This window comes from Pseudomonas sp. TH32, assembly GCF_016650855.1.
GTDB lineage: Bacteria > Pseudomonadota > Gammaproteobacteria > Pseudomonadales > Pseudomonadaceae > Aquipseudomonas.
Map to the genome: position 1 here is coordinate 22,597 of NZ_JAEKFA010000002.1, position 14,166 is coordinate 36,762.

Sequence of the window (14,166 nt, forward strand, 5' to 3'; positions counted from 1 at the left end):
TGGGCGACAGCAACTATTATTTTTCTTGTGAACCCCTACTCAGCAGTCGGTCATATGGGGCAGCGGCCGACAAACCTGATTACGACAGCTCGAATAAAGCCCAACAAACGTAAAACGCATATTTTCACGATACTTTTTCTTCTTTTAAAAAGTTTATTCAGACGCGACTTTATTCGCGTAGATGACCACGGTGGTGCGCTGGGAACATCCGCAACGCGGGTTATTGGGGCCGGACGTTTTTATCCCCATTGCCGAGGAAACCGCGCTGATCCTGCCCTTGAGTCATTGGGTATTGCATACGGAGTGCAAAGAGGCCACGCGCTGGCCTGAAGACGTGATGATCTCTGTCAACTGGTCTTCCACCAAGCTCCAGCATTGGCACGCCAACCGTTGAACTGTCGGCTGAGGTGGAGTGGTTTATCTAATGGTTGCAAACCGAGTTGGAACAGGCGTTCGGCGCCTGAACCGTTGTTTGAAATCAGTGGCACCGGACTTTATCCAATTGATCACATAAACCTTCGAAAAATCTCCCACTGACAGTCGCTTACTCATGGGATCTATCAGTACGATGTTCACATTCATAGCCAGGCGCAAAAAGCAAAGCACTACCTGGCTAAGGAGGAGAATACGCAGCATTTGCGAATGAAACCTAGGGGCGCTCATTGCATACGTAAGGGGCATCTTCGCAAGCCGACGCAGTAGCCATGTAGGAAGAGTCTATAAGTCTTTGGGAAAATTCCTATTGTCTTAGATAAAATAGCGAGAGACCATAATAAAACTATGGCGAGTCAAGTGGTGTGCTAAATGCGGTGGTTAGTTGTTAACTCTGGAAAGATAAAAAAACTACCTGAGTGGAAGCGTACTGTGGGCATCTCGACAGACGGAAGTGTTTTTGTTCCGGCAGCTATTGGCGGCATTGAAAAAGTCGTTTCGACTTCCACCCTAAGGGATAATATATCTATCCGTATTCGAGATAATCATGTTTATGTACCGATGGTTTGGCTCGCCGAAAACTATCCACGCTCTCTGGAGGAGTGCTGGATTTTGGGTACTGCAGCCTTTAAATCAAGTGCTACACGAATAGGAATACATGTCGAGTAACCTCTAGATTTATTACAGATTATTGTAACCGAGGACTCAGTAACGCATGCTCTAGTGCAGCAATGGCCGCCTCGACCTGCCCAACTAGCTGCTGGAGCTGTCCCGACTCAACCTTTGAGTCCTGGCATGCAGCTTCTAGTCTCCTGCAGCACTCCACCAGTTGCTCGCCCTTTACTACTCGCGCGGCGCCTTTGACCCGGTGGGCCAGCTCTACAAGGTTGTCTATCTCACCGTTTTGCAGTAATTCCTGCATCGTCTGACAGTCCTTTCGATTGCTTTTAATCAGTTCATCAAGGATCTGTTGAAACTTGATCGGCTCGTTGCTGATTAAAAGCTCCAGCGGCGCAAGATCTACCAGTTTGAACGAATCAGGTATGGATATCAGTTGCTTCGTTTCAGGCTGGTCGACTTCATCAGTCAAATAGTGCTCCAACAAGCGCGCGTCCAGATCATCAATACCGATTGGTTTGATCAAGCAATCGTTCATGCCCGCGAGAATGCACAGCTCTAACTCCTCCGGCTGTGCATCGGCGGTGAGGCCGATGATCACCGTAGATTCCTGTTCGCTTTCCAGTTCTGCTCGCCGAATTGCCCGGGTCAGTTCGACACCGCTCATGATCGGCATATGGCAGTCAGTGATGACAATATCAAAGGGTTGTTCGCGCCAGCGTTCGAAGCCTTCCCGGCCATTTTCTGCCTCGCTGACATCGTGGCCGAGAAATGCTAACTGCTGATACAAAACTTGTCGATTGACCTGATGGTCATCCACCACCAGTACCTGCAGGCGATAACGTTGTTTGCGCGCAGGTGTCGCTAGCACCGGCGAGATGCTGACGCGCTCAAGAACTTGTAAGCGCAACTCAACGTCGATTTTCGTGCCGCGGCCTAGCGCGCTACTCATACTTAACCGGCCACCCATCATCTCGCAGAGTGAGCGACAGATTACCAGGCCCAAGCCAGTACCTTCGGTTTGCTGCACATTGCGGTGCACTTGGGCAAAGGGGCGAAACAGCCGCTGCTGATCGAGCGGACTTATGCCAACACCTGTGTCTTCGACACTAAGGCTTACGTTGAGTACGCTGCCATCGATCAAGACACCTGTAATGCTGACCTCTACCGTACCCTCTTCGGTAAACTTGATCGCGTTGCTGACAAGATTGGAGAGGATTTGCTTAAAACGCATTGCATCAACCAGTACGTCGCAATTGATGCTCGAGTCGATCTCCAGTACTAAGTTCAGGCGTTTCTGCCGGGCCAGCCCTTCAAACACCCGTGCGACCGATTCAACCAACTCTCTCAGGTTGGTGCGTTTTGGCGAGAGGCTCAAACGGCCGGATTCGATTCGCGCGATATCGAGAATATCGCCGATTAGTTCCAGCAGACTTTTTGCTGAGGTATGAGCAACTTCGATACTGGTGCGATCGATGGGTGCGCTATCGGCGCGCTTGAGCGCTAGCTCCAGAATACCGATTACGGCGTTCATTGGCGTACGAATCTCATGGCTCATCGTCGCCAGGAAACTACTCTTGGCCCTGCTGGCGTCGTCCGCATGGCTCTTTGCTTCTTGTAACTGCTGTACCAGTTGTCGATGTTCGGTGATATCCAGCCAGCCGCAGATAACGCCCTTGGTGATGCCCTGTGAGTTTTGGAACGGTTGCACCCAGTGGCTAATCCATACCGCTCTTCCTTGTAGCTGAATGGCATGTACCGACTCGATCGTCTGGCTGTAACGTATGGCATGCAAGAAATCGTGGTGAAATTCAGGCGCGCTCTCAAAGTTTTCCCTAGGTAGCTGATCGGGTGTCTTGTTCAGCACCTGTTCGGTGCTTAAGCCAACACTCTTGAGGAAGCTGCGGTTGCACGACACCATGCGTCCATTGGAATCACACACGTAAAGGGGTGGAGGCATACAGTCAGTCAAGGTCTCGACAAACCGTAGTTGGTCGTTGAGCATCTGCTCGGCTTTGGCCCTTGCTTTGACCTGGCGACGTAGGTAAATCACCCAGACCAACGCGAGCAGCAGCAACACCACTGCGGCTAATACAACTTGACGGATCACCCGTTCGTAATTGATCCAAGTCTGTCCACTCATGCCCGGTGGGGAGCGCCAGCGGTTGTAAAGAGCGTTGAGCTCATCCGGCGCCATGCTCTGCAATACCTTCTCTATTATGGATTGCAGTTCCGCGTCACTTCGTTGGTAGGCAAAGTTAATCGTGCCAGGTTCGAGATCAAGCGCTTGACTGACAACCAGCTTGTCGCGAAACAACCTCTCGATGTAGTAGCGTGCTGCGGGTAGCGCTGTGACCGCGGCATCAACCTGTCCCTCATAGAGAAGATTCATTGAGTTCACTGTGCTACCCGCTTCGATCAGTATCGCTTTGGGGTAGAGTTCGTGCAGTCTCTTTATAGCGACGTGGCCGGTGGCAATCGCCACACGTTTATCCGCCAGGTCTACTAACTTGTCTTTGTTTTGAATGTTGGTGAGCAACACAAAGGGATCGACGAAGAGCGGTCGGGAAAAGCGCAGGAACTCTTCACGTTCAGGGCTGGCGGTCATCAGTGTCAAATCGGATTCGCCATTTTGCAGCGCATTGATGATTTGTGAGAAACCACCGCTATAAGATTTCACCTGAAAATGTAGACCGGTACTGAGTGTTATCACTTCAAGAAGATCGGCTACACCCCCGATAAATACCCCATTGGAATCGAAGTACGCACTTGGCGCCAAGTCGTCATTGACCACCAGTCGGACCACCGGATGGCGCTCAATCCAGCGGGACTCTTGCAACGTGAGGTTGATGGGATCTTCCCTGGGAATGAAGCTGTTACCAACCCAGCGCATGGCCAAGTGCCTCAGTTGATCCTTGCCGATGACGACGATGGCCCTGTTAACTAGGCCTTGCAGGCGCGTGTTGTCGCCACGAAAGGCATAGCGGTAACCACCGATGGATAGCTCGCTGAATCGCTCAAAGCTCAAGTAACCGTAGAACGAACGATTCATTTGGTAATAGGCGCTATACAGATCGTCGAGATAAACATCTGCCTGCCCAAAGGCGGCAGCGGCAATCGCCTTGTCATGGTTGGAGTAGACCTTGAAATCAGCCCGAGGATATAGCTGTTGTAATTCGTCAACGTACTCGCGGGTGACCGCCACGCTCAAACCGGCCAAATTGGCGGGCGGATGCCGCGACTCCGAACGACGTTTGAATACGGCAAGCCGATCCTGGGTGTAAGGAGTACTGAAAATCAGATCCTGGCGCGATGTTTGGCTATGAGTACTGCTGATCAAATCTATACTGCCTGCTATCAGCGCTTGTTCGGCGTCCTCGTCATTGGCAAATGGTACGAGCTTCAACTGCACTCCCAATAATTGCGAAACAAGTGCCGTTGTATCAGCACTGATACCCTCGTACTGATTCTCAGCAGTCTTGATCGAGAACGGTGCCGATTCGCTGGGGGATACACCGACCTTCAGCTCACTTTTATGTCGCAGCCAGAGCCAATCTTCAGGCGAAGCTTCCATTTCGTGGTGGTCAACATGTAACTCGCTGGCAAGCGCCTGATAAGGCAAAGGCATCTGTGCAGACACCGCAGGAGTGGTTGTCAGGAGTGGGCACAGGATTAGCCAGAGAGAGCGTAGGTACATAGGGGATCAGACCGAAAGTGCCCAGGGGGTGGAAGCCTACCCTTACCGGATTGTAGTTGGGGGGCGTGACGTAACGATAGTAGCCGTCAGCGATTTGGATAGCGCGCTTTTAGTTCAACACTATTGCCTTCGTTCAGTCATCAGATGATGTATCGGCCCGGCGAGTATTTCGGTCCATGCAGTAGTTTATGAAGTGACTTTCCGGCATAGGTCGGGCAAATAGAAAGCCTTGGGCTACGGTGCAGCCCAGATCAATCAGTCGAGCCTGCTGCTCGAGTGTCTCTACACCTTCGATGACCAATTCGATGTTCAGAGAGCGCGCGAGGGCCACCGAACAGCTGATAATTGCTGCGCTCCTGGGTTGGCTTTGCATCTTGTGTACAAATGCCCGGTCAAGTTTGATCTCGCTGAACGGCAGTTCGCTGAGCCTATCTAGCGATGAGTAGCCTGCTCCAAAATCATCCATGGCAAGACCACATCCGAGAATGCGCAAGCGTACGAGGTTCTCCAGACTATTGGCCGGTGCATTGAGCAGACCAGATTCGGTGATCTCGAACATTACACTAGACGGTGACACCCGCGCCTCTCTGAGGAGCATCGATATACGATGAGTCAAAGCACGATTGGCTAATTGCATCGGATGTAGGTTAAACGCTAAGTGGGACTCCAGCCTTAGCTCCGCCAGTCGCTGATGCAACGCCAAACCCTGCTCGAACAGATGCCAGAACATCCTGTCGATCAGGTGATGCTGTTCCATCACCGGTAAAAAGTGCGCAGGTGTTAACACCCCGAGCTGCGGATGTGCCCAACGCGCGAGCACTTCCGCTCCTACCAACGCTTGCCCTTGAAGGGTGACTTTGGGTTGGTAATAAGCCTCGAACTCACCGTTGTCCAAACCTAGCAGCACGTCGTCTAGAGTTGGCAGTTCGGACGGAGGTAATAACCTGGGCGTGGCATTACAGTGCGCCTGGTAGCGCGTGATCAATTCGTTGAAACCCTCCTTGTTGAATGGTTTCCCCAAATCGCCGAGATAGGTGAGGCCTAGGCAGTGAATCATCGATGCAGTGGCATGCCGTAGGACTGGATCCAGCTCGCTGCACAGCGCCACTGCACGGACTTTTCCACTGCTGCTGGCATGGCGCAGGAAGGCCAGCCCGTCAGTACCTGCCATTTTAAGGTCGCAGAGAACGATATCTATGTGGTTGCAGGTTTCGAGGGCAGCAATTGCTTCGTCGCCACCAGCAGCTTGCAGAATAGGGCCCGACAGTATTTTCTCCAACGCGGTCACGGTGACCAAGCGTTGGAATGGTTCATCCTCCAACACCATCACAGTCAAGTTTTGCATTGCGCATCTACACAAAAAGGGGAGGAGGCAGTGTGTGAGTGTGCGACTGGAGTCTAAATGAGAGGTTTCCTATCTTTTCTAGGAAATTTCCGAAGGCAATCAGCCGAAGGTCCTACAGTAGGACCGGTTCAGCTAATGGTGTTAGCCTTAGCTATCCTTAAGTTGAACTGCTGCGCACCGCCGCGCTCAAGAGGCAAAAATACGATGCATAGTGTTCTCATAGTTGACGATCACCCGGTGATTCGGCTATCGGTCAAGATACTGCTGGAAAAGCACGGTATGCGCGTGGTCGGCGAGGCAGATAATGGACTCGAAGCTGTTCAGCTAGTGCGTGAGTTAACCCCACAGGTTGTGATTCTCGACATTGGCATTCCCAAGCTTGATGGCTTCAGCGTCATCACCCGCATCAAGGCCCTGAACGTGCGTAGTGAGATACTCATGCTGACTTCGCAGCCAGCCGACGCCGTCTGCCGACGCTGTATCCAGCTCGGTGCCCGTGGTTTTGTCAACAAGGAAGAGGGGCTCGACAACTTGATCGCTGCGGTCAAGGCTGTGGACGCTGGCTATACCTTCTTCCCTTCGCTGGCCTCTGACAGTGTAACTTCAGCCGATCAGTTGACTGAACTTAAGCAGATCCAATCGCTGACCGACCGAGAGTTGACGGTATTGCAGTACTTGGCTCAGGGCTTTTCGAATAAGCAGATTAGCGAAAAGTTATTCCTTAGCAATAAGACCATCAGCACCTATAAGACCCGTCTATTACAAAAGATCGGCGTCGCTTCGTTGGTGGACCTGGCTGAATTCGCCAAGCGCAACTCGCTGACCGTCTGATCGGTATCTGAAATTATGTAGGACATTTCCTAGTCGGTCTTCGGTAACGTCCTACGTACTTCTACATTCCTAACGAATATTCTGGCCCTGGCTTGATGGTTTCGCGACATCTGAGCTTCGAGAGCTCCACTGGGCTCCTGATAGGACAAAACACTAATTTAGGAATGTAAAATGAAATTCAACAAACTGGCGATCGTGACAGCGTTAATGTTGGGTGTTGCCTGTGGCGTGCAGGCTGAAGGTGAAGATCCGGCTCCAGCCATAGATCAGGGTCACGGTAAAATTACGTTTACCGGCGCTATTATTGACGCTCCTTGCTCTATTGATCCGAACTCTGTCGATCAAACGGTTGGGTTGGGTTCGGTATCTAACACGACGCTGGCTAACAGCGGTAACTCCGAGCCGAAGCCTTTTGAAATTCGCCTGGAAAAGTGCAGCCTGACGACCGCTAAAACTGTCAAGACAACGTTCGATGGTCCGGCCGGTACAGGCGGGTTGCTGGGTATCACCGGCGATGCTAGCGGTGCAGGCATTGCAATTACTGACGGTAACGGTGCGCAGGTTGTTCTGGGTACCGCATCCACCGGCCAACTGGTTAGCATAGGTGCTACTAACGCCACTCTGGCGTTCAGTGCTTATCTCAAAGGTAACGGTGGTGCTGCGGCCTCCATCATTCCGGGTGAATTCAGCAGCGTGGCTAACTTCATGCTGTCCTACAACTGATTTGATCTCGATATAGATTGGTTATGCATGTGGGTAGTATTGCCACATGCATTTTTGTCTGTTTAGGGTTAGTCGTATGGTAGATGGCGATCTTCTATTGTTTAGCCGATGTTACGAGATAGTCCGATATCTGCAATCTGTTAGCTGATTAACTGCATCTTCGATGCGCGAAGGCATGCGGTGGTTCTTTGTGTTATGTATATTTTCCTTGAATTAAAGTTTTGCCCTTGGATATTAAGTTTATAAGTCTCATCTTCAAGGTGATATTTGATAGTTTGGCAGAAATCGAGTTTTTCAGCATTTATGTACTGCATTTGGCGCGCAGTGGCCAGATTGTTACAGCTTCGGGCAGCTTTTCCCAATTAGAAGCTTGGTCAATGTAAGTGACGCTTGAATGTTTCCGTAGTCTGGTACTTGCGGGGAATCCGTCGGTAGTCTGGCTATTTTGTATTTGTTTAGGACCTATGGGTCTGCGGTGGTGTGTGGCCGGGCACAACTATGATTCGAAAGTAGTTGGCGTGTGTGCGGCGCGAACAAGAATTTAATTGGATAAATGAAGTATGAGGGCGCCAAGCTGGACGCTTTTACCTTTCCGCTCGCGCGTACTTGGTACTTTTCTAATCTGCGCATTTGGCGGTGTCGGGTTCTATGTCAGTGCGGAAGAAGTACAGTTCAATACTGATGTTCTAGATGTTAAAGATCGCGAGAATATTGATTTGAGCCAGTTTTCCCGTGGCGCGTATATTATGCCGGGTAATTACACGATGCTTGTGCGTATTAACAGGCAGGAGCAGCCAGAGCAGTCTGTGGTGTTTTATCCCTCAGAACAGGATGCCAAAGACAGTGTCGCGTGCCTCAGTTCGACGCTGGTCGATAAGTTCGGTTTGAAGCCGGATATCAGCAAAAAACTCACATGGTGGCATCAGGGGCAATGCCTTTTGCTGGACAGTCTGCCAGGTGCGGTAGCGAGTGCTGAACTAGGAACTTCCATCCTGACGGTGAGCGTACCGCAGGCCTATTTGGAATATGCCATAGACAGCTGGGATCCGCCGTCGCGTTGGGACGAAGGTATCCCTGGCCTGTTCGTCGACTACTACATGAACGGCCAAAGCCAGCGCGAGGAGCATGGTGGTGGCACCTCCAGCACCCTGAGCGGCAACGGCACGGTGGGGGCCAACATGGGCGCCTGGCGGTTGCGTGCCGACTGGCAAACGCGGCTGGATCATCGCAGCAATGGCCAGGGCTCGGGCAATAGTTGGGATTGGAGCCGTTACTACGCATACAAGGCTATTCCAGCCCTTGGGGCGCAGTTTTCACTGGGTGAGAACTTCCTGTATTCCGATATTTTTGACAGCTTTCGCTTTACCGGCGCCAGCCTGATCACCGATGACAGCATGTTGCCGCCTAACCTGCGTGGTTATGCCCCGGAAGTTGCAGGCGTTGCGCGTACCAACGCCAAAGTAGTGATCAGCCAGCAGGGCCGGGTGTTATATGAAACCCAGGTTGCCTCGGGGCCGTTCCGCATTCAAGACATTAATGATGCCGTTTCTGGGCAATTGGATGTGCGGGTAGAGGAGCAAGATGGCAGCGTGCAGTCTTTCACTGTTGAAACCGCCAGCGTTCCCTACCTGACCAGGCCAGGCGCCGTGCGTTACAAAGTCAGCAGCGGTCGACCCTCAGACTTCAGCCATAGCACCGAAGGCCAGATGTTTATCGCCGGAGAGGCTTCGTGGGGGTGAGTAATGGTTGGTCGCTTTACGGAGGAGGTGTAGACGGCGGTGATTACAAAGCCCTGGCCTTAGGCTTGGGACGTGACTTGATGACATATGGAGCATTGTCGTTTGACGTTACCCAGTCGCGGGCCCGACTGCCTCAAACGGAACAAGACACACTGAGCGGTGCCTCTTATCGGCTGCGCTATTCGAAAAACTTTGACAAGTATGACAGCCAAGTGACCTTTGCCGGGTATCGCTTCTCGGAGAAAGACTACATGTCCATGACCGATTATCTGAATGCCTGTAAATACGGCACACGTAATGAAAACAGCAAAGAGTTATACAGCGTCAGTTTCAGACAGAACTTCAGCGACAGTGGGTTGAGTACTTATCTCAACTACGACCACCAGACTTATTGGAATACCAAGGCCAGCGACCGATATACCTTTACCTTGTCCAAAAACTTCAGCGTCGGTCAGTTCAGAGCACTAAGCCTGTCGATGACGGCGTACCGTAATAAGTACAACGGTTCCAATGATGACGGTATGTACCTCTCGCTCTCAATGCCACTGGGTGGAGGTAACAGTTCTATCAGCTACAGCGGCAGCTACGATCGTGATGCAAACAGTCATCAGGTGGGCTACTACGATCGTCTCGAAAATGGGGACAGTTATCAGCTCAATGGCGGCAAAAACAGCAACGGGTCCACCGCCAGTGGCTTCTACAGCCATGACGGTACCCTGGCCCGGGTGAATGCCAATACCAGCTATCAGGAGGGTCGTTATGCGTCGGTCGGTATGTCGCTGCAGGGCGGGGCAACCGCCACCATGAAGGGGGCAGCGATGCACCGCTCGAACATGATTGGTGGTACTCGAATCCTGGTCGATACCGATGGCGTCGCGGACATTCCGATCTCGGGGTATGGCGCCTCCGTTCGCACTAACCGATTTGGTAAAGCCGTGGTCACCGACGTCAACAGTTATCACCGCAATCAGGTCAGCATTGATCTTAACAAATTGCCGGAAAACGCCGAAGTGGCGCGCTCGGTGACACAAGCGACTCTGACTGAAGGGGCTATTGGCTATCGCCGGTTTGAGGTCGTGGCCGGTGAGAAAGCGATGGTGATCATCCAGCTGAGCGATGGTTCAACCGCACCTTTTGGTGCCACGGTGAAAAACTCCAAGGGCCAGAAAGTGGGCCTCGTGAGCGACGATGGCAGCGTCTACCTCAGCGGCATTCAACCCGGTGGGGAAATGAGCGTGTATTGGAATGGTCAAGCGCAGTGTGCGCTGCAGATGCCGGCGCAGATTTCCGCGGGCGACATGGCAGAACTGGTGTTGCCTTGCACACGGATATCTTCCAGCGATTCGCCAAAAAAACGCTGAGTTGACTCAGTACTGCCAAGACACCTGCTGCACGTGCGGCAGGCTAGCATGGCGTTCTTTTCGGAGGACTGTCTTTTTAATTTTTTACAGTGACACCAACGGTGAGTAACTAAAGATGAATATACAGAGTAATCCTCTCTCCAGCGTGGTTGGCGGCCTGCTGTTGAGCATGCTGGGCCTGCAACAAGTGCAAGCTGCCGTGTCGCTGGATCGGACCCGGGCGGTATTTAACGGTGGAGAAAAGTCCATCAGTCTCAGTATCAGCAATGAAAACAAAACTCTTCCTTACTTGGCGCAAGGCTGGGTGGAGGATGAGCAGGGCAATAAGATCACCAGCCCTTTGACCGCACTTCCGCCCCTGCAGCGCCTGGAGCCTGGGGCCAAAAGCCAGATCAAGGTACAGGCCGTGCCTGCCGCCAATCTGTTAGTGCAGGACCGCGAGACGCTGTTCTATTTCAACCTGCGTGAAATTCCGCCAAAGAGCGAAAAACCCAACACGTTGCAGTTGGCACTGCAGACGCGCATCAAGCTGTTTTATCGGCCAAAAGCCCTGGGCGCAACCATGGGGATGGTGCCCTGGCAGGAACAACTGACGCTGAAGAAGCAGGGTGACAAATACCAGGTGAATAACCCGACGCCGTATTACGTGACGATAGTCGACGCTGGCAGCAAACCCGGCAGCACCGGCGCCGAGGGGTTTGAACCGATCATGGTGGCGCCACAGGGTAACGACACGCTGAACCTGAGCGTTTCCGTGCTGGGCCCGACGCCGGTACTGACCTATGTCAATGACTACGGAGGTCGCCCGCAGCTGCAGTTCACCTGCATCGGTGACGACTGCAAGGCCAAGCCCGTCAAGCCGAATTGATGACCGGTGTATGGGTGTCATGACGCAATGAAGGAGCTAAACATGCAACAGCGAAAAAAAGCCAATACAGCTCTGTCTCCCCACGAGTGGCAATCCCTGTGGATAAAGCCGGCGGCAGTGCGAGTGACACCGCTACAGCCGGTTGCCCCGGCTAAGGATAACGCCAATGTGGAAAGTGTTAATGGCGTGTTGCGTGTGCGTGGCGCGTTCACAGGAAGTGCTTTTCGGCTGGAAATGCCCTCTACACATTGGGCTGTGCGGCTGGGAGACATTGTTAGCAACCGATTGGCGCAGGCGTGTTCAGCTCAATTGAGCTTGCGAACTAACTATGCGTAACGTGAGCAGCGTGGCCATCGAAACTTCACACCGGTATATGCGCCGTGCCTTATGCGTTGTTTTGGTCGCGCTGGGAGCTAACGTTCAGCCGGTCATGGCGTCCTCATCCAGTACCATCAATGTGACGGTGATCCTCACGGCGCCGCCGTGCACGGTCAACAACAATAGCATTGTGGTAGTTGACTTCGGCAGCGACGTGCAGACGACCCTGGTGGACGGTAGCTACAAAATAATGCAAGTGCCTTACACACTGCAGTGCCCGGCGGGAGCCCCCAGAACGATGAATATCCGGATAGACGGTACGGGGGCGGCGTTTGATCGCAACGTGTTGGGGACCAATATCAGCAATTTTGGTATTGCAATACTGAATGGTGGGACTCGGCTACCTATCAACAGCTCCAAGGATTTCACCTACCCGAACTTGCCGCAACTTTACGCAGTGCCGGTCAAACGTACCGGCGCCACTCTTAGTGGCGGTGTCTTCTCTGCGGTGGCGACCATGAGGGTGGAGTACCAGTGAACAGGTATAACGTGATGAAATTTTATATGGGCATGCTGCTGTTTCTGGTGAGTGGCATCTTGAGCGCGGCAGACTGGGAAACAGATAACCTAAGATTCCGCGGCACTCTGGTTGAGTCAATACCGTGCAAGGTGAGTAGCAACACCATTATTGTCGTTGACTTCGGAAGCGACGTGCAGACCACCCTGGTGGACGGCACCTATAAGAAAATGCAAGTTCCCTACACAGTGCAATGCCCGGTGGGCGCCCCCAGTGCGATGAGCATCCGGATAGAAGGCACGGGTGCGGCGTTTGACAGCGGTGTGTTGGTGACCAATATCAGCAATTTTGGCATTGCAATACTGAATGGTGGGACTCGGCTACCTATCAACAGCTCCAAGGATTTCACCTACCCGAACTTGCCGCAACTTTACGCAGTGCCGGTCAAACGTACCGACGCCACTCTTAGTGGCGGTGTCTTCTCTGCGGTGGCGACCATGAGGGTGGAGTACCGGTGAGCAGGTTTAACGTCACGAAACTTTATGCAGGCATCTTGCTGTTTCTGGTCAGTGGCATCTTGAGCGCGGCCGACTGGGAGACCGATAACGTGAGGCTGCGCGGCACCTTGATTGAGTCACCACCGTGCACTATCAACCAAGGCGCCAACGTAGATGTGAATTTTGGTACTAGGGTAGGTGTGAAAAAAGTGGATGGCGTGAACTACATGCAAGTGATGAATTACCAAATCACCTGCGATCCGAGTTCCAATGCTAGCGACATGACACTGGAAATCATTGGTACCCCGGTGGATTACGATGCCGCGGCAGTGAGCAGCAACGTGACTGATTTGGCGATCCAGATCCAGCAAAACGGCGTTCCTTTTGAATTGAACAAGCCGATCCCCATAAGTCAGACCAGTCCGCCGAAGCTATACGCCGTACCAGTCAAACGGGTGGGCGCAGTCTTGATAGAAGGACCATTTGAGGCCACTGCGACCCTGCGGGCGGTGTACCAATGAGCCGGAGCAAGAGGCATCTCTATGCACTGCCGCTGGTGTTGATGCTTAACCAGACGGTGCAGGCCGAGAATGTTCGGCTACACGGTGCCTTGGTGGCAGAGCCTTGTTTGATTGCGCCTGGGAGCGAGAGCGTGACATTGGACTTTGGCACGGTGACAGACAAGTACCTGTATACCAACCAGCGCACTCACGGCCAGACGTTTGAAATTCGCCTGACTGAATGCGACGCGAGTCTGGGCAAAACCGTGAAGGTGGCTTTCAGCGGTATTGAAAACCCAAATCTGAACGGGTTGCTGGCGGTTGCGGGTGGCAGCCAGGCCAACGGTATTGCTATCGGAATGGAAACCCTCGCTGGCCAGAAACTACCGCTGAATAAGCCCGGTGAAGGCTTCCGGTTGGTCAACGGCAGCAACACCCTGACGATGCTGGCCTTTGTGCAGGGCGAACCGCAGGCGATAGCCAACAAGAGCATTGAGCGCGGACCTTTCAGTGCTATCGCCACCTTTAGCCTGGAATATGAATAAGGCTGAAAGTGACTGGTTGGCGGCGTATGCCTGGGTGGGCAAACGACGCCGACATGCACCTCCAAACGCGGATGTGTGGCACCTGCGTTTCCATGGGCCACAACAAGGTGAGGCGTTGTATCGGCAGGTGTGTGGCGGTAATTATCGCCTCCAACCTATGCAGGTACATCGGGAC

At 52.7% G+C, this 14,166-nt stretch carries 12 protein-coding genes and 1 pseudogene; 11 read left to right on the top strand and 2 right to left on the bottom strand.

Features of this window, described 5'->3' with window-relative positions; translation table 11 throughout:
• The first annotated feature begins 193 nt into the window (after positions 1-193).
• Positions 194-394, top strand: coding sequence for an EAL domain-containing protein (locus JFV30_RS03790; RefSeq protein ID WP_342215029.1), 201 nt, complete (start codon positions 194-196; stop codon positions 392-394).
• A gap of 726 nt (positions 395-1,120) precedes the next feature.
• Here the strand turns inward: JFV30_RS03790 and JFV30_RS03795 are convergent.
• Positions 1,121-4,678 carry a transporter substrate-binding domain-containing protein gene (locus JFV30_RS03795; protein WP_201121993.1) on the bottom strand — a complete coding sequence of 1,186 codons (3,558 nt, stop codon included), beginning with the start codon at positions 4,676-4,678 and terminating at the stop codon, positions 1,121-1,123.
• A 202-nt stretch (positions 4,679-4,880) separates the two neighbouring features.
• Positions 4,881-6,092 carry an EAL domain-containing response regulator gene (locus JFV30_RS03800; protein ID WP_201121996.1) on the bottom strand — a complete coding sequence of 404 codons (1,212 nt, stop codon included), beginning with the start codon at positions 6,090-6,092 and terminating at the stop codon, positions 4,881-4,883.
• Between the two features lie 204 nt (positions 6,093-6,296).
• On the opposite strand from JFV30_RS03800, the gene JFV30_RS03805 reads away from it, so the two are divergent.
• The 10 genes and pseudogenes from JFV30_RS03805 to JFV30_RS03845 all read left to right on the top strand — a co-directional run bounded on the left by JFV30_RS03805 (position 6,297) and on the right by JFV30_RS03845 (position 13,991).
• Complete coding sequence (locus JFV30_RS03805; protein ID WP_201121999.1) at positions 6,297-6,923, top strand: response regulator transcription factor; 627 nt, start codon at positions 6,297-6,299, stop codon at positions 6,921-6,923.
• A gap of 171 nt (positions 6,924-7,094) precedes the next feature.
• Complete coding sequence (locus JFV30_RS03810; protein ID WP_201122001.1) at positions 7,095-7,646, top strand: fimbrial protein; 552 nt, start codon at positions 7,095-7,097, stop codon at positions 7,644-7,646.
• A 560-nt stretch (positions 7,647-8,206) separates the two neighbouring features.
• Positions 8,207-10,395: pseudogene (locus tag JFV30_RS03815) on the top strand (fimbria/pilus outer membrane usher protein); the annotation flags it as partial.
• A gap of 84 nt (positions 10,396-10,479) precedes the next feature.
• Positions 10,480-10,746, top strand: a complete 267-nt coding sequence (locus tag JFV30_RS33000; RefSeq protein ID WP_242487129.1) for a FimD/PapC C-terminal domain-containing protein — start codon at positions 10,480-10,482, stop codon at positions 10,744-10,746.
• Positions 10,747-10,861: 115 nt separating this feature from the next.
• Complete coding sequence (locus JFV30_RS03820) at positions 10,862-11,614, top strand: fimbria/pilus periplasmic chaperone (protein ID WP_274610268.1); 753 nt, start codon at positions 10,862-10,864, stop codon at positions 11,612-11,614.
• 42 nt (positions 11,615-11,656) lie between these two features.
• Entirely contained in the window at positions 11,657-11,950 is a 294-nt protein-coding gene (locus tag JFV30_RS03825) for a hypothetical protein (RefSeq protein WP_201122003.1), read from the top strand.
• A 10-nt stretch (positions 11,951-11,960) separates the two neighbouring features.
• Positions 11,961-12,470 carry a fimbrial protein gene (locus tag JFV30_RS03830; protein WP_342215031.1) on the top strand — a complete coding sequence of 170 codons (510 nt, stop codon included), beginning with the start codon at positions 11,961-11,963 and terminating at the stop codon, positions 12,468-12,470.
• A gap of 14 nt (positions 12,471-12,484) precedes the next feature.
• Positions 12,485-12,967: a fimbrial protein gene (locus tag JFV30_RS03835; protein WP_201122006.1), complete on the top strand. Its 483-nt coding sequence runs from the start codon at positions 12,485-12,487 to the stop codon at positions 12,965-12,967.
• Positions 12,964-13,467: a fimbrial protein gene (locus JFV30_RS03840; RefSeq protein WP_201122008.1), complete on the top strand. Its 504-nt coding sequence runs from the start codon at positions 12,964-12,966 to the stop codon at positions 13,465-13,467. The genes JFV30_RS03835 and JFV30_RS03840 overlap by 4 nt, the downstream gene beginning before the upstream one ends.
• Positions 13,464-13,991 (top strand): fimbrial protein, encoded by a 528-nt coding sequence (locus JFV30_RS03845; RefSeq protein WP_201122009.1) that lies wholly within the window; start codon positions 13,464-13,466, stop codon positions 13,989-13,991. Before JFV30_RS03840 ends, JFV30_RS03845 begins: the two co-directional genes overlap by 4 nt.
• The last annotated feature ends 175 nt before the right edge of the window (positions 13,992-14,166 follow it).